Origin of the sequence: Chryseobacterium sp. MYb328 (genome assembly GCF_037572595.1) — a bacterium.
GTDB lineage: Bacteria > Bacteroidota > Bacteroidia > Flavobacteriales > Weeksellaceae > Chryseobacterium > Chryseobacterium pennae.
This window is the reverse complement of sequence record NZ_JBBGZQ010000036.1, coordinates 1-26,350: the sequence shown is the minus strand read 5'-3', so window position 1 is coordinate 26,350 and position 26,350 is coordinate 1. Positions and strand designations below refer to the sequence as shown.

Annotated in this window: 29 protein-coding genes; 6 read left to right on the top strand and 23 right to left on the bottom strand. The window is 36.0% G+C overall.

The features are described 5' to 3' along the window. Positions 1–58: 58 nt before the first annotated feature. The 18 genes from WH267_RS23805 to tpx all read right to left on the bottom strand — a co-directional run bounded on the left by WH267_RS23805 (position 59) and on the right by tpx (position 12,935). Positions 59–892 (bottom strand): SDR family oxidoreductase, encoded by an 834-nt coding sequence (locus WH267_RS23805; protein WP_340011455.1) that lies wholly within the window; start codon positions 890–892, stop codon positions 59–61. 48 nt (positions 893–940) lie between these two features. Beyond that, entirely contained in the window at positions 941–1,807 is an 867-nt protein-coding gene (locus WH267_RS23800; protein ID WP_115972178.1) for a VOC family protein, read from the bottom strand. A gap of 244 nt (positions 1,808–2,051) precedes the next feature. Further along, positions 2,052–2,309, bottom strand: coding sequence for a DNA-directed RNA polymerase subunit alpha C-terminal domain-containing protein (locus tag WH267_RS23795; protein WP_165852265.1), 258 nt, complete (start codon positions 2,307–2,309; stop codon positions 2,052–2,054). Positions 2,310–2,326: 17 nt separating this feature from the next. Continuing rightward, positions 2,327–2,740, bottom strand: a complete 414-nt coding sequence (locus WH267_RS23790; RefSeq protein ID WP_115972177.1) for an SRPBCC family protein — start codon at positions 2,738–2,740, stop codon at positions 2,327–2,329. A gap of 74 nt (positions 2,741–2,814) precedes the next feature. Then, on the bottom strand, positions 2,815–3,246 hold the full coding sequence (locus WH267_RS23785) for a VOC family protein (RefSeq protein WP_340011453.1): 432 nt from the start codon (positions 3,244–3,246) through the stop codon (positions 2,815–2,817). Between the two features lie 103 nt (positions 3,247–3,349). Next, positions 3,350–4,135 carry an alpha/beta fold hydrolase gene (locus WH267_RS23780; protein WP_115972175.1) on the bottom strand — a complete coding sequence of 262 codons (786 nt, stop codon included), beginning with the start codon at positions 4,133–4,135 and terminating at the stop codon, positions 3,350–3,352. A gap of 3 nt (positions 4,136–4,138) precedes the next feature. Then, positions 4,139–4,663 (bottom strand): DinB family protein, encoded by a 525-nt coding sequence (locus WH267_RS23775; protein ID WP_340011452.1) that lies wholly within the window; start codon positions 4,661–4,663, stop codon positions 4,139–4,141. Between the two features lie 195 nt (positions 4,664–4,858). Next, entirely contained in the window at positions 4,859–5,320 is a 462-nt protein-coding gene (locus tag WH267_RS23770) for a hypothetical protein (RefSeq protein WP_115972173.1), read from the bottom strand. Positions 5,321–5,348: 28 nt separating this feature from the next. Further along, on the bottom strand, positions 5,349–5,759 hold the full coding sequence (locus WH267_RS23765) for a VOC family protein (RefSeq protein WP_340011451.1): 411 nt from the start codon (positions 5,757–5,759) through the stop codon (positions 5,349–5,351). Positions 5,760–5,836: 77 nt separating this feature from the next. After that, positions 5,837–6,427, bottom strand: coding sequence for a Crp/Fnr family transcriptional regulator (locus WH267_RS23760; RefSeq protein WP_123318776.1), 591 nt, complete (start codon positions 6,425–6,427; stop codon positions 5,837–5,839). Between the two features lie 306 nt (positions 6,428–6,733). Next, positions 6,734–7,945, bottom strand: coding sequence for a DUF763 domain-containing protein (locus tag WH267_RS23755; protein ID WP_340011449.1), 1,212 nt, complete (start codon positions 7,943–7,945; stop codon positions 6,734–6,736). 84 nt (positions 7,946–8,029) lie between these two features. Then, complete coding sequence (locus WH267_RS23750; RefSeq protein ID WP_340011447.1) at positions 8,030–9,160, bottom strand: FAD-dependent oxidoreductase; 1,131 nt, start codon at positions 9,158–9,160, stop codon at positions 8,030–8,032. 49 nt (positions 9,161–9,209) lie between these two features. Further along, positions 9,210–10,043 carry a helix-turn-helix domain-containing protein gene (locus WH267_RS23745; RefSeq protein ID WP_340011446.1) on the bottom strand — a complete coding sequence of 278 codons (834 nt, stop codon included), beginning with the start codon at positions 10,041–10,043 and terminating at the stop codon, positions 9,210–9,212. A gap of 31 nt (positions 10,044–10,074) precedes the next feature. Next, entirely contained in the window at positions 10,075–10,479 is a 405-nt protein-coding gene (locus tag WH267_RS23740; protein WP_340011445.1) for a glyoxalase superfamily protein, read from the bottom strand. Between the two features lie 113 nt (positions 10,480–10,592). Beyond that, positions 10,593–10,940: a VOC family protein gene (locus tag WH267_RS23735; protein WP_340011443.1), complete on the bottom strand. Its 348-nt coding sequence runs from the start codon at positions 10,938–10,940 to the stop codon at positions 10,593–10,595. Positions 10,941–11,024: 84 nt separating this feature from the next. Beyond that, entirely contained in the window at positions 11,025–11,714 is a 690-nt protein-coding gene (locus tag WH267_RS23730) for an alpha/beta hydrolase (protein WP_340011442.1), read from the bottom strand. A 68-nt stretch (positions 11,715–11,782) separates the two neighbouring features. Continuing rightward, positions 11,783–12,358: a Crp/Fnr family transcriptional regulator gene (locus WH267_RS23725; RefSeq protein WP_340011440.1), complete on the bottom strand. Its 576-nt coding sequence runs from the start codon at positions 12,356–12,358 to the stop codon at positions 11,783–11,785. Between the two features lie 73 nt (positions 12,359–12,431). Further along, entirely contained in the window at positions 12,432–12,935 is a 504-nt protein-coding gene (gene tpx / locus WH267_RS23720) for a thiol peroxidase (RefSeq protein WP_123318766.1), read from the bottom strand. Positions 12,936–13,260: 325 nt separating this feature from the next. Here tpx and WH267_RS23715 point away from each other — a divergent pair, with 325 nt between their 5' ends. From WH267_RS23715 to WH267_RS23700, 4 genes are all read left to right on the top strand, one after another. Then, positions 13,261–15,477 carry an NADP-dependent isocitrate dehydrogenase gene (locus WH267_RS23715; protein WP_340011438.1) on the top strand — a complete coding sequence of 739 codons (2,217 nt, stop codon included), beginning with the start codon at positions 13,261–13,263 and terminating at the stop codon, positions 15,475–15,477. Between the two features lie 121 nt (positions 15,478–15,598). Beyond that, positions 15,599–15,811, top strand: coding sequence for a hypothetical protein (locus WH267_RS23710; RefSeq protein WP_340011436.1), 213 nt, complete (start codon positions 15,599–15,601; stop codon positions 15,809–15,811). 51 nt (positions 15,812–15,862) lie between these two features. Beyond that, positions 15,863–16,093, top strand: a complete 231-nt coding sequence (locus tag WH267_RS23705) for a hypothetical protein (protein WP_340011434.1) — start codon at positions 15,863–15,865, stop codon at positions 16,091–16,093. A 186-nt stretch (positions 16,094–16,279) separates the two neighbouring features. After that, positions 16,280–18,448, top strand: coding sequence for a TonB-dependent receptor (locus WH267_RS23700; protein ID WP_340011433.1), 2,169 nt, complete (start codon positions 16,280–16,282; stop codon positions 18,446–18,448). A gap of 175 nt (positions 18,449–18,623) precedes the next feature. Here the strand turns inward: WH267_RS23700 and WH267_RS23695 are convergent, their stop codons facing one another. From WH267_RS23695 to WH267_RS23680, 4 genes are all read right to left on the bottom strand, one after another. Beyond that, positions 18,624–19,616 carry an MBL fold metallo-hydrolase gene (locus tag WH267_RS23695; RefSeq protein ID WP_340011432.1) on the bottom strand — a complete coding sequence of 331 codons (993 nt, stop codon included), beginning with the start codon at positions 19,614–19,616 and terminating at the stop codon, positions 18,624–18,626. Between the two features lie 139 nt (positions 19,617–19,755). Then, positions 19,756–20,757: an aldo/keto reductase gene (locus WH267_RS23690; protein ID WP_340011430.1), complete on the bottom strand. Its 1,002-nt coding sequence runs from the start codon at positions 20,755–20,757 to the stop codon at positions 19,756–19,758. A gap of 89 nt (positions 20,758–20,846) precedes the next feature. Then, complete coding sequence (locus WH267_RS23685) at positions 20,847–21,752, bottom strand: helix-turn-helix domain-containing protein (protein WP_340011429.1); 906 nt, start codon at positions 21,750–21,752, stop codon at positions 20,847–20,849. Between the two features lie 297 nt (positions 21,753–22,049). Further along, on the bottom strand, positions 22,050–22,508 hold the full coding sequence (locus WH267_RS23680; RefSeq protein ID WP_115972157.1) for a hypothetical protein: 459 nt from the start codon (positions 22,506–22,508) through the stop codon (positions 22,050–22,052). Positions 22,509–23,144: 636 nt separating this feature from the next. Here WH267_RS23680 and WH267_RS23675 point away from each other — a divergent pair. Beyond that, positions 23,145–23,432 carry a GNAT family N-acetyltransferase gene (locus tag WH267_RS23675; protein ID WP_115972156.1) on the top strand — a complete coding sequence of 96 codons (288 nt, stop codon included), beginning with the start codon at positions 23,145–23,147 and terminating at the stop codon, positions 23,430–23,432. Here WH267_RS23675 and WH267_RS23670 read toward each other — a convergent pair whose 3' ends face one another. Further along, on the bottom strand, positions 23,433–24,530 hold the full coding sequence (locus WH267_RS23670) for an MBL fold metallo-hydrolase (RefSeq protein WP_340011428.1): 1,098 nt from the start codon (positions 24,528–24,530) through the stop codon (positions 23,433–23,435). A 175-nt stretch (positions 24,531–24,705) separates the two neighbouring features. Here WH267_RS23670 and WH267_RS23665 point away from each other — a divergent pair, with 175 nt between their 5' ends. Beyond that, a complete protein-coding gene (locus tag WH267_RS23665; protein ID WP_340011426.1) occupies positions 24,706–26,241 on the top strand; it encodes a S41 family peptidase in 1,536 nt (511 codons plus the stop codon). Positions 26,242–26,350 lie beyond the last annotated feature (109 nt).

Sequence of the window (26,350 nt, the reverse complement as noted above, 5' to 3'; positions counted from 1 at the left end):
ATGTATTAAGTGGTATAAATTTGAGGATTTGAAAGTATAAATATGATAAAATACTGAACTAGCCTCCGACAAAATCTCCACCGTTGATATGAATCACCTCACCTGTGATATAATCAGCATCTTTAGAGGCAAGGAAAACATATGCCGGAGCAACTTCTGATGGCTGACCGGCCCGTTTCAGTGGAGTATCTTTCCCAAAGGTTGAAAGGTCGTCAAAGGCTTCTTTTACGAGCGGTGTCCAAATAGGACCTGGCGCAATGCCATTAACTAAAATCTTCTTTTCTGCAAGATTATCAGCCAATGAACGGATAAAAGACAGTACAGCTCCTTTTGTTGCTGCATAATCAATCAGATGATTGCTTCCACGATAAGCTGTAACAGATGTTGTACAGATGATTCTGCCTCCTTTTCCCATCAGCGATAGAAAATTCCTAGTAAAAGAGATCATAGAAATGATATTGGTCTCAAAGGTCTTTTGAATCTGTTCGTCAGAAATTTTTTCCAAACTTTTTTTTGAAGTGTGAATACCTGCATTATTGACTAAAATATCAATATTCTTCCAAGCTTCTTTAACCTTATCAAGACACTTATTTCTGAATGCTTTCCTGGTAAGATCTCCTTTGATCAAAAGACATTTTCTGCCCTCTTTTTCTACTAATTTTTGGGTTTCTTTAGCATCATCGTCACTTTCTTTATAAACAATAACAACATCAGCTCCTTCTCTTGCAAAATGAACAGCCACCGCCTGTCCTATTCCACTGTCTCCTCCTGAAATAACAGCTTTTTTATTCAATAGCTTTCGGCTTCCCTGATAGTCATTCCTGATAATTTCCGGGAATAGCCCATCTTTAGGGACTTTAGACTTAGATTGTGATTTGTTCTGTGTTTTCATAAGCAAACCTTTTATCTAAACAGCATCAAACAACAAGCCGAAATATCTTTAAGAACTATAAGCGTCTTCTAAATCCTGAATAATAATTTTCTGCATTTTCATCATAGCCTGCACCACTTTATATGCTTTTTCCTGGTCAGAATCGTTCATTAGCTGAATGAGTCTTTTAGGAACGATCTGCCAACTGAAGCCATATTTATCTTTTAGCCAACCACACATACTTTCCCTGCCTCCGTTTGCAGTAAGGGCGTTCCAATACATATCCGTTTGTTGCTGATCATCTGTCATAACCACCATTGAGATTCCTTCATTAAAATCAAACTGATGATCATAAGAATTATCCATACAGAACAATGAATATCTGTCAATTACAAAATTGGCATGCTGAACATTTTCTGCCGGCTCCGGTATAGGATGCCCTTCACTTCCCTCTCCATATTTCAGGATGTTTCCAATGCTTGAATTGGGAAAAGTTTGAGTATAAAGCTCCATTGCTTCTTTTGCTTTACCGTTATTTTCATGAATAAACATCAAAGTAGGAACTATTTTCTGTTCCTGTGCTTTTTCTCCTAAAAACAGTTGCCATGTCACTCCATATTTATCCTGCACCCAACCATATTTTTTACTCCATGAATAAGAACCAAGCTCCATCAGGGCCATCCCTCCATCTACTAACTGATCCCAATATTTCTGCACCTCATCTTCTCTATCACAGATGACCATAAATGAGACCGAAGGGTTCTTTTTAAATTGAGGTCCTCCATTAAGAAGCATTAATCTTTGTCCGAACAAATCAATATTCATTACTACCGGAGTATCTGCTGTAATCTCACCATCAAAAACCTTACAGTAGAATTCTGCGGATTGTTTGGCATCTCCGTCATACCAGAGACATGGGAAAATATCGTTATTCATAAGTTTAAATTTTATAGTTGATTTTGTATTGTTTATAATTTTCAGAAAATGTTCTGGCTATATTGAAATTCATTATTACACTTTGTTTTATTCAGAATAGCAAAGACACTTATTAATTTCATGGTAAAAAAAATCATAAGTATAAAAAACATGAAGCAAAAGAAATCTTATGTCCTTGCATTCAAAGAAAATTACATTCATCTATCTGCAACGACACGATAAAAAATCCAGGTGTTTTTTACTTTTATGCTTCTTTAAAACACATTTGATGCTCCTTCATATGATCTCTCAGCTTCATCATCGCATTTTTTCCGAAACCATGTAACTGTAGAATTTCCTTCTCAGAATAATCTGACAGCTTTTCCAAAGAATTTATTTTTTCCTTTTTCAAGGCCTTTCTGGCGGGTACTGCAATTACTCCCAGAAGAAAATCGTCTTCCGGATCATAGCTGACCGTATAGATGGAATTCAAACTCTTTGACATGATAACTAAATTGATCATGGCTACAAAAAATATTTTTAGTGATTCTCAACATACTTATGGAAATTGTTGAGAATAGCATACCAGCCTTCTCTCTGCATTTCCACAGAATTTTGTTTCTCCGGATCGAAGATTTCAGTGACCTTTGTGGTATTCTCATCGATCTTATCAAAGATCACTTCTACATTACGGCCATCTTCCATGTGATATTTTATAAGTTCATGCGGGTTTACTTCATCATACACCCCTTCAAAATCAAATGCAAAGCTTTTATCTTTTGCTTCCATTTTATTCTTAAATTTCCCTCCTACTTTCAGATCATTTTCAGAACTGGGACAATGCCAGCTTTCATGAGCAAAATTCCATTTTGTGATATGCTTGGGTTCATTGAAGTAATTCCATACTTTTTCTACCGGCGCTAAAATGGTAATGTCTATTTTAATTGGATCCATAATTTATTTTTTTAATTGAACAAAAGAGCTGCCCGAAAACGGGCACCCCTTGTTATAATTAGTTAAATATAAGATTATTTCCCGTATTCTTCATTATAATTTACCATCCAATGAACACCATATTTGTCCTGAAAACTACCAAAATAATCTCCCCAAAACTGGTCTTCAATAGGCATTTCTATGTTTCCGCCTTCAGAAAGGCCTTTAAAAATTCTGTCCACCTCGTCTCTTGAATCCGGGAAAATAGAAACATAGTTATTATTCCCTATATTTAACTTCTGTCCGAAGCTTGGAACAATGTCAGAAGCCATTAACAGATCATTCCCGATTGGAAGTGCAATATGCATTACTCTGTTCTTTTCTTCCTCAGAAAGGTTTTCAGTTCCCGGAGCATTTCCCATTTTATGAACTTCTCCTACGAATTCACCTCCAAAAACAGATTTGTAAAAACTGAAAGCTTCTTCAGCTTTTCCATCGAAATTCAGGTACGGATTTAATTTTGCCATGATTTTTAATTTTAAAATGTTATTTATTGTTTTATTTAAACGCAATGACACAAATAATTTTACAAATAGCACCAATGTCCTGGTGTAAAAGAAATGAGTGTAATTAATGATTATGGTGATTTAAAAATATTTCTACTTCTTTGGTTGTAAAGTCGATTAAATTCTCGTTGAGGCTGCCATCAAAATCAGCCATCATATACGTTCCATGGGTTGCAGGAAGAATCATCAGCTGTGAGTTTTCTACCAGACGCCACATTGCTACGGTATGTTCCGGTTTCATTACATCTTTATCTCCACTGATGAATAAGGTTGGTGATTGTATAGAACTCACTACCTCATCACCCCAGTCTACAAAGGTTTGCATTCTCTTACTATCCTTCTCAAAAAGGTTTTCCAACTTAGAAAAGTCAGGATTCAGGTTCAGAAAGTTAATTTTGAAGGGCTCCGGCATTGAGTCAAAGGTTGCTTCATCCATCATTTCAAAAAAGCCATCCATCATTCCGTTTCTTTTATAAAATGCTGAAGCCACTACCAGTTTTTTTACGATTTTGGGATGGCGATTCCCAATCTGCATCACGGTATTCCCTCCATTACTGAATCCCCAGAATGAGGCTTTTTCAATATTAAGGGCTGCCAAAAGCCCTGCCACATCATCAGCATCCTGTTCAAATGTTTCAGGAATATCGCGGTGCTCACTTCGTCCATGATTCTGGAGATCAATACCAATAAGCTGGAATCTACTTTCCAGTCTTGTAATAACCTCTTTAAAGTCATACAGAATGGAAGAACCTCCTCCGTGAATTAAAACCAAAGGTTGACCGGATCCATAAATTTCATAATACAACTGAATTCCGTTAACCTGCTTATATCCTTTTTCTACCGGATTCATAGATTAGTATTTAATGTTTTCATCCACACCATACTTCATTCCCGGATAGTCTAAAATTCTACGCATGAGACCAATCTGTCCACAGAGATAATCTTCACGCCCAATACACATTCCAGCAAAGTTGAGTTTGGTTTCTTTAACAAAAGGAATATTCATTCCGATTTCGAAAATTTCATCCAGCTCTTCGTTTGTAACTTCCAATAACTTTTGATATACTTTTGAAGAAATATCATGAAAGTTTTTCTTCAGATCAGCTAACGTTGGATATTTAAAACTTTCGTCCAAGCCCTTTCCCTGAAAGAACAAGTCATTATTAGGATCCTGTTCCTGAAGACCAAGTACTCCGCCTAAGCCGTAGCGCATATTCACAAAGTTTCCTGCCATCCAGACAATATGGTTGGTTTTGTTTTCAATTCTTTTCAAAGCATCTTCTTCCGAAATGCCATCCAAAACATTGATAAAGCCTTGGGTGTGCATTCTGTAGGCCGGAATAATGACTTCTATTTTTTTTGATTTTGGCGTGTCCATTATTTTATTTTTTGAGATTAAAGGTTGGAAAGGCGCAAGATTATTGATAAGCGTTGTGTTGTAAGGCGCAAGGATTTTGCCTGTGATAAAATTGAATGACGCATATATTTTTCTCGCAGATTTTACAGATTACGCAGATTTTTTGGAGTAACCATGTTATTTTTTAACTTTTGTGTCAATCTTTGAGCTGGCATGCTATTTTATGCCTCCGGATTTCCCTAAGAGTCTACGAATATAGCCCAGCTGCCCCGAGTGATAGTTCTCATGAAAACAGAGCGTTCCAATATCATTAATATTTTCAGGATTAAATTTTTCGAGGGTATTTAATTTCGTTTCCAATTTTTCCTGAGATTCTTTCAGATAGGATTTTAATTCTTCAAAATCTATAAATTCATCTTTCTTTTCTAAAGCAGTAACTCCTCTTTTGTAAGCTGAAAATGGATCTCCATTCCATAGTGATTCTTCTCCCAGAATATTTAACAATCCATTTCTTACATCAATCAGGTGCCCTAATACCCAATTCATACAATTAGCTTCACCATTAGGGAAAATCATTGATTCCTCATGGGTAATTCCCTCAATATTAATAAGAATCACTTTATAGGTCACTCCTACCTGATGCTTCACCAATTCTATTTCATTTGATTTTGTTTCCATTTCTCATATGATATTTTGGATTAATAGACTATTCGGAAGGGATTTGAGAGGCATCTGCATACATTACTTCCCATTGATGTCCATTTAAATCAGCAAAAGCATTTTGATACATCCATCCATGATCCATAGGCTCGCTGTATTTGGAACCTCCATTTTCAAGAGCAGATTTTACCATCTGATCTACTTCTTCTCTGCTTTCTACACCAATAGCAAGAAGCACCTGAGTGGTATCCCCTTTGGCAAAAGGTCTGTTGGTAAAGGTTTGAAAAAACTCTTCTTTCAGAAACATGGTGTAAATATGATCTTCTTTCATCACTACACACACTGCTTTATCATCTGAAAACTGTTCGTTAATAGAAAACCCAAGCGTTGTCCAGAATGCTCTGGTTTTCTGTACGTCTTTTACGGGTAAATTGACATAGATCTGATTGATTTTCATTTTGTATAAATTTGGTGTTAAACTTTTAACCAAAATTACCAAGGTATGATGAAAATCTACTTGTCATAGGGCAAGATTTAAATTTTCTTGGGATGAGAGACCAATTCCTTACGGATTCTACTTAGGGAAGTATCTGTTACTCCAAGGTAAGATGCAATCTGTTTTAATGGAGCAAACTGTATGACTTTAGATTTCTGCTCCAAGAGATTCAGATATCTTCTTGTAGCTGAGAGAGTGAACATTTCCACGGATCTTTGTTTGTAATCAAAAAGCTCTTTAGACATCCATGCTCTTCCCCATTCTCTAAGGTTGGGAATTTTGTGAAATAGTTCCTCAAAAGTCTCATAATCCAGCTTCCAGCATTCACAATCTGTGATACATACAATATTTTCCTGTGTGGGTATTCTTTGAAACATGGATAAAACTTCAATAATCACCTCATTTTCAACAAAAAAGTGGGTTGTGACTTCATTTCCGTTAAAATCATTTACAAATGAACGGGCCAGCCCTTTATCCAGAATATAATACTCATTGGCCATTTTACCTTCCTCAAGAATAAAATCACCTTTTTGAAAGGATGTTTTTTCGTGAGCCTGAAATATTTCATCAAGTTCTTCCTGAAGAAAAAACGGAAAATCGTAGCATACTTCTAAGGATTTATAGGTCATCAGGTCATTTTTTTAAGTCTTTAAAATTAAAATTTTTAATTGAATTAAGGGTAATTATTATTAAACAAAATATTTTTTAAATAACATACCATATTGAATTTAAAATGATTTGATAAACATAAATAATTAAACAAATGTTTTAAATATTTATGAAAAGGAAATGATTGGGAGAGAGAACCACCCCGTCAAATCACAGATTTGACACCCCTCAACTGGAGGGAAATGGTTATACCAATATTTGTTGTTATGGTGAAAGAAGGTTAGATTTTGGATAGAAACTAATAGATAGCTCTCTAAATTTTCGTATTAAAATAAAGAAAGCTGAATCGATTTAGGGGGATTAGGTTTTTGGGCATCACCCATCACTGTTTTTCCACCAAAGCGCCATGAGTTCTGGCGTTCCTCTTCAATAACTTCCTGAATATCAAAATCCGGAGTAAAATCTTTTTCAGCTTTGGTTACTATCTGATGAAGCTTATTTAAAGTATTCAGCTTATCTGAATTACCAAGTTTTGACTTTTCGATTCCTTTTCTGAGAATACTGATGCTTTCATCATATACATTAACCGGAACCGGGAATGGATGCCCATCTTTTCCTCCATGAGCAAAGGAAAACCTTGCAGGAGCTATAAATCTTGAAGGAGCTCCATGAATGACTTCGCTCACAAGAGCCAGAGACTGCATAGTTCTTGGCCCTACTCCTTCCAACATCAGTAAATCTTCAAAATTCTGTGGCTGCTGTTCACGGGTAACATACAGAAGAGCACCCAAACGCTTGAGATCTACATCTGAAGCCTGAACATCATGATGAGCAGGAAGAATCAATCTTGAAAAATCTTTCATGACATCTATAGAATCCGTGTGAGAAATATCAAGAATTCCCTTCCGGTTTTCTGCTGCCCCGGAATCGGTCAGGTTTAATATACTGCCTCTTGAAATTCCATTGATTCCAGTATGAGGTTCTTCAACAAATGAGGTTATATTTTTAGAATGCCAATGATAACGTCTTGCCGTTCCGTCAGAATCGTGCATTCCCTGCTGAATGACGCTCCAGTTTCCATTGTCGGACAGGATAAAATTATGCAGATACAACTGATATCCATCCTGAATCGCTGTATTATCAACCTTAGCTGATAATTTACTGGCTCTTACCAGTTCGGTTCCGTTTAAGCCTGTTTTTTCTGCAATCTGAATGAGTTCTGATGGCGTTTCTCTTGAAAATTTTCCTTTTCCGCCACAAATATAAAGTCCTAATGATTGGGAATTGGGATTAATGGAACGTTTTAAAGCTCCCATTACCGAAGTGGTTATTCCTGAAGAATGCCAGTCCATCCCCATAACAGCACCAAAGCTTTGAAACCAAAACGGATCAGCTAATCTGCGAAGCACCTCATCTTTACCATAATCTTCAAGAATAGCTTCTACAATGGAAAGCCCAAGAACAGACATCCGTTCATACAGCCATGGCGGTACTTTGCCATAGTGAAGAGGTAAATCTGCGGTTCCTGAACGTTTCATCTATATTTTGAAAACGTAAAGGTAGTATTATTAATCTTAAATTTTAATGATTTGAATCAGTAATCAAACCGTTAAAACGATCAGCTATCTGATAAATTTTGTAAATGAAAAGCCTGGATCACGCATCTCTATTTCATTTTGCTCTGACTGTATTTGTGCTTCTTTTGCATAGACGAACATTTTTTGTTCATAATCTGCAATAGCATCTTCTATGGTTTCAAATGTTCCCCCGGTTAAATTATCGGATAAGATTACTGCATCCATCAATCCTGTATTAACTCCCTGTCCTGCAAAAGGCGGCATGACATGGGCTGCATCCCCGATAAGTGTTACCGGTAAAATACGATCTTTTTTCCAGGGCTTCTCTAAAGGAATTATTCTAGTGGGCAACCCAACAAAAATGGAAGTTGAACGAAATAATTGCTGATAACGGTTACTCCATTGAGAAAATCTATTGGAAAGAAACCCCATCACCCAATCTGTGTTTTGAAAATCAGGAATATTGTTCAAAATCCATTCATCAGGCTTTTTAAATATTACTCCATAGGTAAGTGCTCCGTTATTATAGGGATTCACTACTAATAAATTGCCCTGATAAGCTGCCATGAGCCTTTTCCCGTCACACCACTGATAAAATTCCGGGCACTTAATTTCAGGTTGGGGAATATCTCCCTGGATAATAAAGGTTCCGGTCTCTTCTATCTGGGTTTCTGTTACGTATTTTCTTACTTTCGACATTCCGCCGTTGGCTCCTATAACCAGATCTGCAATACCATTGGGCTGATTCTCAAAATACAACATCCATTGACCATTAACTTCTTGCATTTCAGTAAAATTCCTGTCCCAGATTACGGTATTGTCTCTCAGTCTGTCCAATAATATTTCCCTCAAATGGTTCCTGTTGATTTCAGGATTGTCATGTTGATTTTCAGGAGTGATGTTTTTAGTAAATAACAGATTCCCGTGTTCATCTGCAATATTTATTCCCATAGGACGCGCCGTAGCATAATATCTTTCAAGTAACCCTGCCCGTGCCATTGCTTCTTGCCCTGAATTCTTATGAAGATCCAGCGTACCACCCCAAACTCTGGCATCTGCATCTTTATCTCTTTCGTAAACGGTTACATCTGCTCCTTTCTGCTGGAGTAAAACAGCCATTGTTAGCCCAACAGGTCCAGCTCCGATGATTGCTATTTTTTTATCTTTCAGTATCATAATTTTGTAGTGTCTTGATTCTTCTACAAAATTCACTAATATCTATTGGCTATGCTTGTATAAATGCGACAAAATCGTTGTTTACAATTTGTTGCTTTTTTCTTGCTTCTCTGGCAAACGCCGCTGGAGTAACGCCTGTATATCGCTTAAATTCTCTACTTAAATGGGACTGATCTGTATAGCCCAATTCCAGAGCCAATCCTGCAATATTGGAGTTTGGATAATGCCAGAGATGATTTCTTACCTGTTCAAAACGCATAAGCCCTGATACACCTTTCACGGTATGTCCGGAAGATTGTTTAAATTTTCTTTCCAATGTACGAACGGTTGTATGAGCGGAAGCAGCAATTTGATTCACAGGAATACTTCCATTTGCTTTTTTCAGAGCCCCTCCAGCCTTAAATAACATACTGTCTACGGGTACATGTGACCGTATTTCCATAAAACATTCTTTTACCATCATTATTGCATCGTCTATTCTGCCTGCTGCAATATGTTCTTTTAAAATACTATGAAGCCCGGCAACAGGATGTTCAAACAGATAAACACCATTTTCACTTTTACCTGGCAGCAGCCCCAACAGATCAAAAACAGCCCATGGGAAACATCTAATTCCTATAATTTCCAGACAGTCTTGAGTATAAAAAACAGCTGGCTGATTGAGAAGCCCCATCATAAATGGAGATGGCAATTCTTTTATATTTCCTTGCTGAGAAATACAACACCCACTTCCAAAATGGAAAATAATTTCAGCATAGCCATCAGGTAATACTTCGAAGCCTGACAATGATTCGCCATAATACCGTCTGTTATACCAAAAGCACTTTATGCTGTCCTGAAGTTCCTCAGGAGATTCAAATTCCTGATGTATTGCTGATAACATGATATGAATACATTATATTAATCGAACAAGGTTATTCAATTACATCAAACTTTAAAGTTCCATGTTTTGCTTCATCGAACTTTTCATTGAAAATAATTTTATTACCAAACGGATCATTTACGGTGAAAGAAACGGCATCATAGAACGTTTTTTCAAGTCCAGGGCGATTGTATTTGTAGTTTTTATCAATAAGTTCCTTATGATAATCTGAAACACCTTCTCCCCAAATAAAAACACTGCTTCCAGGACTTGCATCCCCATGATGTTCCGTCAAATGAAGAATAATATTTTCTTTTTTCACTTCTATATAAGCAGGCATATTTTCTTCAAAACGGTGTTCCCAGGCAATTTCAAAGCCCAGCCAATCAATATAAAATTCAAGAGCTTTCTGATAATCAAAGATTCTGAGTACAGGGATAATTTGGTCTGCTTTCATAATAATCAAGAGATTAAATAGACTTTTTTTAAGTTTTGGCTAAAGCCAGATGATTATTTTTATTTTCATTAAAACAGACTAAAGTCCATTCCTATTGAATGATATACTTTATTTTACTGATGGGAAAGAATATTGACTACTTTTCCAAACGGATCTTTTACAAAGAATCTTCTGACCCCCCAATCTTCATTGGTCATTTCATATGTAATTTTAAAGCCTGCTGCCTTCATTTTATGATAAACCTCCTCCACATTATCCACTTCAATGGAAAGATCGGGAACTTCTGTATTATTTCCCCCTTGTTCTGCAAAACTGATCTGTACTTTTGCTTCTTCATCAGTCCCAAGGGTTATAATCCAGCCATGATCCATCAGAATATCAAGTTCTAAAATATCCTGATAAAAGACATTTCCTTTTTTAAGGTCATCGGTTTTTATATTGGCTACAATTCTTTTTACCATTTTGATCTTTATTAATAAAAAAAGCTCTGTGAAAATACTTAAAATTTCCCAGAGCTTTATCAATCTTGATTGTTAATTTATATTTTAAAGTGATGAAGCGGCTTCTAAAATCAATTGCGTAACTTCATCAGGATGAGAAGCTAAAGAAGCATGCCCTGCCTCCAATGTAATTATTTTTTTAGGCTGAAGACGCTCTGCCATTTCTTTTTCTGTTTCAGCCGGAATCATACGGTCGTTGGATGAAATCTGGTACCAGCTTGGTTTTGTTTTCCATGCCGGTTCTCCTGCAACATCTCCAAAACACTGCCCATGGATAGCTTTTTGAGACAATGCCATTACCAAAGCTTTTTCGTCATCCAGATCCTGACAGAATGCAGATTGAAATTCATCATATTTAATCCATAAAAAGCCTTTATTATCTGGATAAATGCTCGCTCCACCCGGAGATTCTCTTCTTCCTAAAAGAGATCCCAAACTATCACCTGCATCCGGTGCAAAGGCAGCAATATAAACCAACCCAACCACTTTATCATGATTTCCGGCTCCTGAAATTACAGCTCCTCCATAAGAATGCCCTACTAAAAGAACTTTCCCTTCCTGAGCATCAATAAGATCTTTTGTTTTGTCAATATCGTTCTGTAATGAAGTAAGAGGGTTCTGAACACTTCTCACTTTACATCCTGCTTTTACCAGAGAAGGAATAATGTATTGCCAGTGAGATCCGTCTCCCCAAGCTCCGTGTACCAAAATAATGGTTAAATCTTTTTGTTCCATAATGATAAGTATTAAAATTTGATAATGATAAATCTACCAACTAAAATATCATCAGACGTTAACTTAAGTTAATTTACGATCCTGCTCCGGATTCTACTCAATGACTGCTCTGTTACTCCCAGATAACTGGCAATATGCTTCTGCGCTATTTTCTGAAAAAGAAGAGGTTGTTTTTTTAAAAGGTTCAAATACCTGTTTTCCGGGGAAAGGCATAACAAGTCATCAATCCTTTTTTTGGCATCCAGATAAATTTTCTCACTCATTACCCTTCCAAATTTCTGCCAATACGCTTCTTTCTGATAGAGTGCCTGCAGATGTTCTTTACTTAATAATAAGATCTCACAATTTTCCAGTGCCTGAATATTCATATTGGATACGGTATCACAAAGTATACTTTCGTAATCGGTAAAAAATTCATTTTCAAAATAGAATCCAAAGTTAATTTCCCTTCCCTGATCATTAATATAAAAGCATCTGATTGTTCCTTTTTTGATAAACCCCAGATACCTGCATTTTTCACCCTGCTTCAAAAAGAAATCTGATTTTAAAAACTGCGTATCATTAAGAAGGGCATAAAATTCCTCAAAATGCGCCTCATCTACCTGAAAGAGTTCACCGTATTTTTCATAAAGTTTTGTCATCATATATTGTGTATTTTGGATTAAAAAAAGCCTTGCAAATCAATTTCACAAGGCTTTTTTACAAAAATTATTTCTACTAATTGTTTAATGCTGCAAGGGCTGCATCGTAATTAGGCTCGTCAGCAATTTCTGAAACCTGCTCAGTGTAAATCACTTTATTGTTTTCATCTGTAACAATTACAGCACGGCTTAACAGGCCTTTCAATGGAGAATCTGTAATGGTTACTTCATAATCGTCTCCAAAGCTGCTTCTGAAATCTGAAAGGGTTTCAACATTATTCAATCCTTCTGCTGCACAGAATCTTCCTAATGCAAAAGGAAGGTCTTTAGAAACGTTGATCACAACAGTGTTTTCAAGTTTTGAAGCTTCTTCATTAAATTTTCTGCTTGAAGCAGCACAAGTAGGAGTATCAATACTTGGGAAAATATTAAATACTTTTTTCTTTCCTTCAAAAGTTTCAAGAGTTTTTACATTTAACCCGGAATCAACCAGTGCAAAATCTTTAACTGATGTTCCTACTGATGGTAATGTTCCTATTGTGTGTACTTCGTTTCCTTTTAAAGTGATTGTCGTTGACATAATATTTATTTTTTTAGTTTTTCAAATTTAATCAAAAAAGAATTTTTCTTTGTGTAATCTAAGGTTAAATTAATCTTAAAGTGAAAATAAAAATATTTTAGTCTGTCCATCAGTTTTTTAAGCAATTTCCAACCTGACATGAACTCCAAAAAACTTTAAAATTGAGTTTAATGTCAATTTTAACGAACTTGAGAATATACAATTGTTCAGATATAAAAAATGAAAAGAAGCTTTTTGCTTCTTTTTTTATTTAAAATCCCCTAAAAAAACAATCATATTTAGTAAATTTGTGGGACTTTAATTTCAAATAATAAATAACAGTATAATGTCAGAAAAATCAAAAATTTACTACACCTTAACGGATGAAGCACCAATGCTGGCTACTCACTCGTTTTTACCTATTGTAAAAGCTTTCACTAAATCAGCAAATATAGAGATTGCTGTTCCGGATATTTCCCTGGCAGGCAGAATCTTAGCTAACTTTCCTGAATTTTTAAAGGATGACCAGAAAATTGGTGATGCTTTGGCAGAATTAGGAGAATTAGCAACTCAACCGGATGCAAACATTATCAAATTACCTAATATTTCTGCTTCTGTTCCTCAATTGGACGCAGCTATTGCTGAATTACAAGGAAAAGGTTTCGCAGTACCAAACTATCCTGCAGAGCCTAAAAATGATGATGAAAAAGCAATTAAAGCTAAATATGCAAAGGTTTTAGGAAGTGCTGTAAACCCTGTATTAAGAGAAGGAAACTCTGACAGACGTGCTCCAAAAGCTGTTAAAAACTATGCAAAAGCTAATCCTCACAGAATGGGTGACTGGGCTTCTGACAGCAAAACTGACGTAGCTCACATGAACAATGGTGATTTCTACGGAACAGAAAATTCTACAACCTTAGAAAACGCTACAAAATATAGAATCGTATTCAAAGGAAATGAAGGGGAAACAGTATTGAAAGACTTCGCAGGTCTTCAGGCTGGTGAAGTGATTGATTCTTCTGTAATGAACGTTAATGCTTTGAAAGTATTCGTGCAGGAAGCTATTGAAGAGGCTAAGAAAAGAAATGTACTTCTTTCGGCTCACCTTAAGGCTACGATGATGAAAATCTCTGACCCTATTATTTTTGGGGCTATTGTAGAAACTTTCTTCAAAGAGGTATTCTCTAAATATGCTGAGACTTTCAAGTCTTTAGATATTAACCCAAATAACGGTCTTGCTGATCTTTTTGAAAAAATCAAAGGAAATGCTCAGGAAGCTGATATCAGAGCTGACATTGAAAAAGCTTTGGCTGAAGGACCAAGAGTGGCAATGGTAAATTCTGATAAAGGAATTACGAACTTCCACGTACCTTCTGATATTATTGTTGATGCATCTATGGCTGCTCTTGTAAGAGGCGGAGGTAAAATGTGGAACAAAGAAGGAAACGAAGAAGATACTGTTTGTATCATTCCGGACCGTTCTTATGCAGGTTTTTATCAGTCTGTAATTGATGATATGAAAGCGCATGGAAAATTAGACCCTACAACGATGGGATCTGTTCCAAATGTTGGTTTAATGGCTCAGAAAGCTGAAGAATATGGTTCTCACGATAAAACTTTCCAATTGTCTGCTGACGGAACTGTAGAAGTTCAGGATGAGGCTGGAAATGTTCTTCTTTCTCAGAAGGTAGAAAATGGTGATATCTTCAGAATGTGCCAGACTAAAGATGCTCCTATCCAGGATTGGGTAAAACTAGCTGTAAACAGAGCAAGACTTTCTGATACTCCAGCTATTTTCTGGTTAGACAAAGGAAGAGCTCACGACAGAGAGATCATCAAAAAAGTAGAAAAATATCTTGCTGATCACGATACAACAGGGCTTGACATCAGAATTCTTGATGTAAAAGATGCCATGACTGAAACGCTTAAGAGAGCTAGAGAAGGAAAAGATACTATTTCTGTTTCAGGAAACGTATTAAGAGATTACTTAACTGACCTTTTCCCAATTCTTGAACTGGGTACTTCTGCAAAAATGCTTTCTATTGTTCCATTAATGAATGGTGGTGGTTTATTTGAAACAGGTGCCGGAGGTTCTGCTCCAAAACACATTGAGCAGTTCCTTGAAGAAGGATACTTAAGATGGGATTCTCTAGGTGAATTCTTAGCACTACAAGCTTCTTTAGAGCATTTAGCACAAACTCAGGGGAATACAAAATCTCAGGTGTTGGCAGATGCACTGGATGAAGCTAACGCTAAATTCTTAGCTACAGATAAATCTCCTGCAAGAAAAGTAGGTCAGATTGACAACAGAGGTTCTCACTTCTATTTAGCAATGTATTGGGCTGAAGCTTTAGCTAACCAGACTGCGGATGCTGAATTGGCAGCAAAGTTTGCTCCAATTGCTGATGCAATGAAAGAAAATGAAGAAGTAATTAATGCTGAATTAATCGGTGCTCAAGGTAAGCCTCAAAACATTGACGGTTATTACAAAACGGATACGTATAAAACTTACGCAGCCATGAGACCAAGCACTGTTTTAAATGAAATTATCGACGCAATCTAATTTTTTAAGATTCAGTTAATCATACAAAAACCTCGCAAATTGCGAGGTTTTTGATTTCAGCAGCATACCTCCTTCTTTTTTGTGATTTTTTCTATATTTACTAAAATCAAACTTAATTATTATGAAAAACTCACTTCTTCTTTTATTAACTGCCCTATTCCTTGTATCATGTAAACAAAATACAAATAAGAACCAAGGTGGAATAACAGAAACCACCCCAGAAAAAGAAAATACTGTCAATTTTGATTGGTTAACCGGAAAGTGGAAAAGATCAAACGAAAAAGCCGGAAAAGAAACTTTTGAAAACTGGAACAAAATAAGTCCGACAGAATAGTCGGGAATTGGATTTACCCTACAAAAAGGAGACACCATCAGCAAGGAAATCATGAAGCTTGCTAATACCAGTGGACAATGGAGTCTATTGGTTAAAACCCCGAAAGAAAAACAGTTCATTAAATTCAAAGTAACTGAATTAAAAAATAATGAATTTGTATGCGTCAATGATTCTTTGGATTTTCCAAAACGAATTCAATATTCATCAGAAGGTAAAAAATTAAAAGCTATGATTTCTAATGAAAAAATGAAGATTCCTTTTGAATTTGAAAAAGCTGAATAACATTAATAAAAGCTCCTTTTAAGGGGCTTTTTTGTTGAATAAAACTTCAGCTAACAGGTTATTTAAATACAACTCATCAATACACAGATCACATTATCAATACTCTATATAAATATTGAAAATAAAACAATATTCATTTCAATTTTCCTGTTTTTTCAATATGTTTGTAAAAAACATATTGTCTTAATGAAAAAAATCTACATCCTTGTCCTTTCTCTATCAACCATCGCTTTTGCCAATGCTCAGGAAAATGAAAATCATATTGATGAAGTGAATATCCATGCAAGATCAAAAGTTATTAAAGAGCGGGAAGAGTTTAAAAAACACGCACAATCCACAGAAATTGTTTCCGAATATGAAATCAACCGTAATAATCCTTCCTTTATAGAACAAAGCCTTAATACCATGGCTGGTGTTCAGGTAGAAAAAAGAACACAGCTGGGCGGTCAGAGAATTATTGTACGAGGCTATGGCAATGATCAAAAATTCAATAACTGGGGTATCAAAATGTACCTCAATAATATTCCGCTTACCGGTGCCGATGGTGTTACCGTTCTGGATGATGTCAATTTCGGACTAGTGAACCGTATAGAAGTGATAAAAGGCCCAGCGGCAACCTTATATGGCGGAGGTTCCGGAGGGGCAGTAAGATTGTATATACAGCCGGAAAGCAAAAAAGGGAATTCTGTTTCGGAACAGTTTATGACCGGTTCTTTCGGATTATTTCAAAGTTCCACTTCTGCTACAAGCGTGGGAGATAATCATTCCATTACAGCCAATTATGGACATATAGGAAGTGATGGCTATCGTCCTCATGGGAAAAGTATTAAAAATTTTTATAATATTAATGGTGAGTTCAAGCTTAATGCCAATCAGAAAATAACGATGTTGGCTTCTCATAGCAATTCACTGGAGCAGGTTTCCGGCCAGATTTCCTACGACGACTATTATAATGGAATTGATAACGGAAATTTTGCCTACATCAGACGTGGTGCAAAAACAAAATTCGTTACTTCAAGGGTGGGAATCGGTCATATATGGAAGATTACACCCAATTTCAAGAATAATACAACCGTTTTCTATACCGGTACAACAGGTGAAAGAATTGCTGCCGGAGCGAATGAGACGTCCTCATTTTCTAATTATGGATTAAGATCCGTATTTGAATTGAATAAAGATTGGGAACATTTTAAAAGCCAGACGGAATTTGGAGTTGAAGTTCAGCAATCTCAGTCTACTATTACCAATTATCGTTATAAAAGTGTGAAAATTACAGAAGAGCCTGTATTGAGACCTCTTTACGATGGTTCATACTTTAACAATACAAACAATCAGTCCAACTATTTTGCCGTTGAAAAAATCACTTATAAGCCTTGGGATTTAATGTTTCTTGCAGGAGTCAGTATCAACCAGCTCAGTTATAAAAGGAAGGATCTCTTAGCATTTCCGGGCTTATTTGTTGTTAATGGTAAAGATCTCTACAATAAAGATTTGTCGTTTGATAAAAAATTCAATGCAGTGGCAAGTCCTCATTTTGCTTTACAGAAAACATGGAACAACCAGATTTTCAATCTTAGTTATAGCGAAGGCTACAACGCTCCTACTTCTGTTACAGCTTTTATCACCGGTCTGAATGTGACGAACGATAATCTTGTTGCAGAAAAAGCCAGAATGTGGGATTTCAGTATCCAGGGATTGATAGATGATACTTCCATAGATTATCAATTCTCATTATTCAGCATCAATATTAAAGATAAGCTTACTCAGCTAGGCGGAAGAATGCCTAATGCAGAACAAACTCCTTATACCTACTGGGCGAATACCGGGGAGCAAAAAAACGAAGGACTGGAAATGAGTATAGGCTATTCTTACAAACCGGAAAATTTATTTATTTCAAGAATTCAACCATTTGTAAGTTATACTTATAATGACTTTAAATACTCTACTTATTTTAAAGAAAATGGGGATAAATCCAATGTAGTGGGGATTCCTAAAACCAAAGTATCGGTAGGACTGGATTTTGATACTAAAATCGGGTTGTACTGGCAGAATACCTATAATTATATGGGAAGTGTTTATACTGATTTCGCCAATACTAATAAGGTGAAAAGTTTTGGGCTTTTAAATTCCAAAATTGGGTATAAACACAGCTTCAACCATTGGGATCTGGATGTATTTGTGGCAGGGAATAATCTTACCAGCCAGATCAATTATACTTTCCTTTTTTACGGAAACAGTGTTAATGATTCTGATAAGGATAACCAATATAATAATGCAGCTGTTTATACTGATGTGAATCCGGGAGCCAATAAAGCTTATTTCTTTACAGGATTTAATTTGAAGTATAATTTTTAGTGATTCTTCACCAGGATCAGAGTAACTTTTCAGCCTTTGTGCAACCTATCTGTAGGTTCTGTAGAAATAGGTTTTAGCTAAAGCCAAATGAATAGGAATCTATAATGAGAGCGGACTAAAGTCCGCTCCTATTGAATTTTTTAAACACCTGCTGTCAGATTGTTAATCTACTGTCTCAATTCATAAAACTCTCCGGGAACCATTCGAATCCGGAAGCTTTTTTCTTAGTAAAACCCAATCCGGGCCATGGTAAATGATAGGCAAATGCTCTGGTTTTGGTATCTGCCAATTGTTGTAATAGTTTTTTCCTTGATGCAGTGGCAATATCCAGATCAGTATCTCCGAAATATCCCCAGTCAGGATGCGGGAAAAGGATAACGTCAGAATGGATCAAATCAGCAATATATATCAGCTTTTCATTTCCTGAAGAAATTGTCATCACTGTTAATCCGGGAGTATGCCCGGGGGCAAGCTGGAAACTGAAGTTATTATAAAGCGTATTATTCAGGTCGTAGAATTTTAACTTTGGTTTTATGGCTTTTAATATATTCTGGACAGCCGGAATGATTTGATTCAGAAACTCTGGTTGAGTTTTTAGGGCACTATTACTGAAATCCTTCATAGAGGCCTGCATCCAGAAGTCATGTTCTGTCTTTGAGATAAAGATAGCGGCATTCGGGAAAATCAGGTTATTTTGCTTATCTACTACTCCGCCAATGTGATCAGGATGAGCATGGGAGATGAAGACATCTGTGATATCTTTGGGTTCAAATCCTGCTTTTTGAAGGCTTTTTAACAGAAATCCGGTTCTTTCATCAGCAAAAATCCCCATTCCTGTATCTAACAGGATCAGTTTCTCTTTTGTTTTCACTAACATGATATTCATAGCCATGTCTATATAACTTTCTGATCGGAAATTATCTGAAAGGATTTTTTTCAGTTCAGCAACATTTCCTCTCGGAGCAAATGTTTTCAGATTTTCTTCATGGATGTATCCGTCTGTCAGGATAAACAGCTCTAATTCTCCAAGTTTAATATTTTTAAAACCGGAAAGATCATCTCCTGCTTTTTCCGGGATGATCTTTGTCCCTGCCCATACACTTGAAAAAGGAACAAGACTTAATGTTCCTGCCAGCAATCCGCTTTTTAATAATTCTCTTCTATTCATAATTTATGATGGTGTTTCTGCATGTATTATAACTAAAATAACATCTCCTGAGATGGAAATGTTTTAGACTCATAATTGCAATATATTTTATAGAAAAAACTGAGCTTCTGAAATTCAGAAACCCAGTTTAAGATAGTGTTTAGTTGTTAACAAGCTTCATTGAGCCTTCATTGTATCTTTCTCCTACATTCGGATATTTTTTTAGAATAGCATCAATGGTATCCAGATCTGATTGAGACAACTCAATATTGGCTGCAGCCACATTTTCTTCCAGATATTTAATACGTTTGGTTCCCGGAATTGGGATGATATCGTCACCTTGGTTCAAAACCCATGCTAAGGCCAATTGAGTTCCTTTTACTCCTTTGGAAGCAGCAAACTCATTGATTTCATTGGCTAATTTCGTATTATTTTCAAGGTATTCCTGCTGATAACGCGGCAATGATTTTCTGAAATCGTCATCCCCCAGATTCTGAACCTCATTAATGTTAGCAAAAAGACCTCTTGCCAGAGGTGAATAAGGAACTAAAGAAATCCCTAATTCTCTGATCGTAGGCAGGATATCATTTTCAACATCTTTGGTCAGGATAGAGTATTCTGACTGTAAAGCAGCTATCGGATGGATTTTATTCGCTTTTCTGATAGATTCTGCCGAAGCTTCAGACAATCCGATATATTTTACTTTACCGGCTTTAACCAACTCTGCCATAGCCCCCACGGTTTCTTCTACAGGAACGTTGGGGTCTACCCTGTGTGCATAATACAAATCTATGGTATCAATTTTTAACCTTTGAAGACTTAAATCTACAGCCTTTCTGATCCATTCTGGAGAACCATCGAAATAAGTTCCAGGAGCCCCACTATGACTTGCTTTTCCACCTTCAAATCTGAATCCGAATTTAGTGGCAATGAAAATCTTATCTCTGTTGGGTACTAAAACTTTGGAGATTAATTTTTCATTTTCTCCGTTGGCATACATATCTGCTGTATCCCAGAAATTAACGCCTAAATCTAATGCTTTGTGTAAGGTATTGATGCTTTCCTGCTCATCTGACGGCCCATAAGCAAAACTCATTCCCATGCAGCCTAACCCAATAGCAGAAAGCTGTTCACCGGTGTTTCCTAATTTTTTAAATTTCATGATGGTATTTATTTTAATTTTCTACAGGACAAAATTAGAGCATGAAACAGCCACCGTTGATATAGAATTCAAACTAAGAATTATAAAAATCAAACAATGCTCAATCTTAGGGCATTGGGGGTTATTCCAGTCTGTTTTTTAAAATAGTTGGTAAAATAAGCAGGTTCTTCAAAACCCAATCCATAGGCAATTTCAGAAACATTCCAATCTGTATGGGTCAGCAAAGCATTCGCTTCCTGTATCACTCTTGCTGTAATCTGCTGGCTCGTAGTTTTACCTGTAATCTCTTTTACGGAACGGTTTAAAGAATTAACATGAATGGAAAGACTCTGTGCATAGTCGTTGGGAGTTTTTAGCTTCAAAAAAGCTTCAGGGCTATCGATCGGAAATTGTCTTTCCAGCAGCTCCATAAATAAGGATGCTATTTTTTGGGATGCATTCTGATAAGGTTCAAAGGTTTCTGCCGGATGCATTCTCATGGTTTCATGGATCATCAGATGGAGATAAGCTCTCAGTATATCATATTTGTGAACATAATCTGATTCAATTTCATTCATCATTTTGATATACAAATCAGAAAGTACCTCCTGTTGCTTCTCTTCCACAAAGAAAACCGGGGTTCCGCCAATTTTAAACAATGGTGAATCCTGAAGATTCCCCAAACGGCTTCCATTCTGTAAAAATGATTCTGTAAAGAGACAAAACCAGCCTTTTTGATCATCATCTTCCGCTTCCCAGGAATACGGAACAATAGGATTGGAAAACAGCAATGCAGGCCGATCTACATAAATCCATTTATCAGCATAATGAAGCTTGCCTTTTCCTATAATCAGAGAAATTTTGTAATAATCTCTCCTGCTGTAAGGGGTTAAGGGAGAGCAGTATTCCCGTGAAAACACATTGAAATGTCCCAGATTATTAGGTCCAAGACATTGAGGTCCCAGATTGGGAGCATTTCGTTCATAAAAGCCTTTTATTGATTCATTGGATTCCATAGATCAAAGTTATAAAATTCAAACAGATTAATGGATATAATTTTGAAGGTAATTAATAAGCTGGAAGTGGGAAGTACTTTTCTCCTGCTGATGCTATTGAAGTTTTATATAACCTTGTTCGATTCTTAGCAGAATGGTAAATGAATGTAGAGTCTTTTGAGTAGGCTAAAGCTCACTCCTATTGATGTTGATATACCTGTGAATGGATAGATGTTTAATAACTATATTAATAATAAAAAATGGCCAGCAATAATGCCAGCCATTTCAATAGTGAATATGTATAATAGTTGATAATGGTTAATCCCAGTCATCATTTCCATGGTGTCCATGGCGGTGTTTATTTTGTTTTTTGTAATATTTTGATCTCTCTTTATAGTATTTTTCCTGCTCTTTACGGTATTTTTTATAATCATTTTTTCTTCCGTAAATAATGACAGGATTTTGCCCTCTGTAATATCTCTTTTTAAAAACAATATATTTTTCTCTTCCAAGAATTCTTTCCAGTTCTGAATAACGGTCTCCATTCCATCTTCCCGGCTCTACCACATATACTCTATTCCATGAATCGTAATCACGATATCTGTCATTCAATGCATATACCTGATTGGCCTGTGTAGTAGAAAGCAATAGATCTGCAACTACCGACTGCCAGTTAATGTCCGAAATACTTCTTCTGTAATCATTATAATAATCTGATTGGGCATAGCTTAGACTAAATGTCCCAACCAACAATGCTGTTAACAATAACTTTTTCATTTCACTCCTCTTTTAAATTAAACATCAAGACATAGTCAATTAAAGTGCCAATTATTAACTCTAATTCCCAATATTTGTTAACAGAAATCATAAATAACTGATTATCTTTTAAATAATTTCATTATTTTAATGAATTTCGTGATTTCATATTCTTGAAACATTGGGTTTTTGTAGTTGTATATAGTATTAAACAGAGATACTATTTAGCACTCCGGAATTTGGGTTTGAAGTTTGTGGTCGTAATATTATTTCAGCTTCAAACCATGAATAAGATGGGAGATTTAGGTTTTGGCTAAAGCCATTGGAATTGGGTTATTTTATCTATTGGGAGGGATAAGTGCGGCCCTATTGATATGGAAATTACGGAGACACCTGACGTTTATGAAAAGGCTGGGCTAAAGCCCACCCCTATTGATGTTGATTTCCGTGTGGATATACATATGGGGATTTGTTGTTTAACGGCAAGATCTTTTATCTTTTATCTTTTATCTTTTACCTTTTATCTAATCTTCTTATAAAATTCGTTAAGATTCTCAGAAACTATTATTTTGTGTTAATTAATTTTGTAATTTTAAGGAAGAGAATGCTTTCGGGAGTTCTCAGTATTATTATTTTATCAACCAAATCTCAATAATTATGGAAAATATAAAATTTAGAGTATCTCCATATCAGGATGAACTGCAGTTGTTTATTGATGAGGAAAAAGCAGGCTATATGTCTATAGAGGTTGACGGAAGACTTCTTATTGTATATTATACCAAGCTTGATGAGGAACGTGAAGGTAAAGGCTATGCTAAACTATTGCTGGATGAATTGGTTCGCTATGCAGAAGAAAAAGATTTGCTTGTAGACCCGGAATGTGATTTTGTACGTCAACAGTTTGAAAATCATCCCAGAAGATATAAAGATATCTGGCATGCTTAATCATTCTTCCCACCAGCTTGTAAACTGCTGATCATTACGGTTCAGATCTACCACCTCTCCGATCATCGGAGTAAGGATATTCAATCCATTTTCTTCCCCTAAACTTGTTATTTTTTGTAAAGGTTCATTCCAGGGGTGAAGGGCCAGCGCAAACTTTGCAGCATGCACCGGGATAATATGTCTTGCATCTATATCTATCGCTGCCTGAATAACATCTTCAGGTAAGGTATGGATATATCGCCATGCATCACCGTATTGACCATTCTCAAGAACGGCATAATCAAAAGGTCCATATTTTTCTCCTATCATTTTAAAATGGGAATCATACCCACTATCACCGCCAAGGAATATTTTTTTGGTAGGAGTTTCTAATACATATGAAGTCCAAAGAGTATCGTTCTGCTTTATTCTTCTGCCCGAAAAATGCCTTGCCGGTGTAAAAGCCAGTTTTATGTTGTTTTTTAATTCAACTTCACTTCCCCATTCTTCTTCAATAAGCTGTGATTCTGCATATCCCCATCGCTCCAGATGTGCTCCTGCCCCCAATGGAACTACAGCCATCCCGGTACGGTCCTTAATTGATTTAACTGTAGGGTAATCCAGATGATCAAAATGATCGTGGGTAATCACAAGGTAATCCAAATCCGGAATATCTTCGGGTTTGAAAATATCAGAACCTTTGAAGGCTTTGTTAAAATATTTGAAAGGTGAGCCATATAAGCTTAGTACAGGATCAATCAAAAATGAAACACCATCGGTCTGTATATAATAAGATGAGTGTCCCAACCAGACGAAAACATCCATATTTTTATCCAGGTTCTTCAGATTTGTATGCATGGAACGAATTTCTTTTAAAGGTTTCAGCAAAGGATGCTTTTTTCCTAAAAGGAAATCATAGGTTACTGCAGTCATTTTGTACCCTTCAGCAATGGAAGGTGTATGGCTGATATTCTGAAATTGTTTATTTCTGTAGAATTTGGACTGCCTGATCCGGTCTAAGCGTTTTCCTTTCGGCACAGCTCCAAATGCGGCTCCATTAATTACTATAAAATAGGTTGCAGTCAAAAGAATCACAACCGCAAGAATCCAATATATCATTTGTAAAAAATAAACATCAAAGGTACCTACTTTTGTTCTTACATGAAAACAAGATGCATTTGAGTGCAATTTTTTAACTAAATTTATCATGTATTTCAGAAAATTTATTATTCATTTAAGTGATGGTTAATTTTAAACTTTCTATTTTAGCGGCTTAAAAAAACTCAAAGATCTATTGAAAAATTACTCGGTAATATTTATTTTGGCCATGCTTTCCTCATGTGCATCTATTAAAAGGCACAACGAACAGCGGGCTTCATGTATTCCCCCGGAGCAGCTGAAGGAAGATGTAGACTTTGCCTACTCAAAACTTCAGCAGATGCACCCACAATTGTATTGGTATATTCCCAAGCAGGAATTGGACCATAAGATTGACAGTCTTAAGAAAACCCTTAATGAACCCCTCACTCCCCTTCAGTTTTATTTTAAACTTCAGCCTGTGATTGCAGGAATCCGGGAGGGACATCTTTCATTAAGAATCCCAAGAAAAAAATTCACTAAAAAGGAAATCAAAAAGCTGGACCAAAAAAAAGGATTATTCAGCAGATTCGGGTATTATATTTCCGGTGATCAGATGTATATTACAGAAAACAGAGATACTATTGACAATATTCAGCCGGGAACTGAAATTCTTTCTATCAACAATATTCCGGTTTCAGACTATATCAAAAAATACAGAAGCCTGATTAGCAGTGATGGATATAACACTACTTTTCAACCTTATTTTTTAAAAGATTTATTCTTCGGTTATTATACAGCAGAAAATGGACTTTCAGATAAAGCAACCATTGAAACCCTTTATAAAGGTGAAAAACATACTTATACTTTAAGCAGAGAATCAAAATCAGATCATGATCTCGAAAAGGATAAGGAAATGAATAAACGTACCCAGGACAAAAAGCTGAACGATTATGTAGCAGCTAGCAATTCTTATAACCGCAGTTTTAAATTTCTTGATAAAGACAGCAGCATTGCTTATATAAAAGTAAAAAGCTTTTCCCGTGAATATTCGGAGGAATTTTACAAAAAGACATTTTCCAAGATTAAAAATGCAAAGTCAGATTACCTCATCATAGATGTACGCAATAACTATGGCGGTTCACTTTATGAGATTAATAATCTGTATTCTTATCTTACAGACAAGCCTTTCACTCTGATAAAGCCTTCACAGGTCACTTCAAGAGACATTCCGCTAAGAACCAATTATTTCAGAAAAAGTACTCCGTTAGAGTATGCAATTAAGAGTATTTCTTATCCGAGTTACTTTTTCGCCCAGGCTTTCAGTACTTATAAAAAAGATGGAAAGATTTTCTATAAAATGAAAGCAGACAAACCTACAAAGCCTAATAAGGGAGCTTTCCACGGTAAAGTCTTCGTTCTGATTAACGGAGGAAGCTTCTCTGCCTCTTCTATTATTACAGCAAAGCTTAAGAATGATAAAAGAGCAACTCTTGTAGGTGAAGAAACCGGTGGTGCCAATGACGGAACTGTAGCCGGCTTTTATTCTTATCAGAAACTTCCGAATTCTGAAATCAGATTTCCTATCGGATTGCTTCTGGTACAGCCGAATATTGATTTTTCAGATACAAAAAAAGGAGTTATTCCAGATGTGGAGATCAAAGAAAGTATGCAGGATATTATTGATAAAAAGGATCCGCAGCTGGATTGGATAAGAAGCGAAATCGGAAAAGAAAAGACGGGCAAAAACTAACTACTAATTGGAAAGGAGGCTGAGAAATGGAAGCAGGAAGATTCAATATTTGTTTCAAAATATAATAGGATACATATAAAAAGTTGTTTCGGCGGGCTTTCAGCCCTGT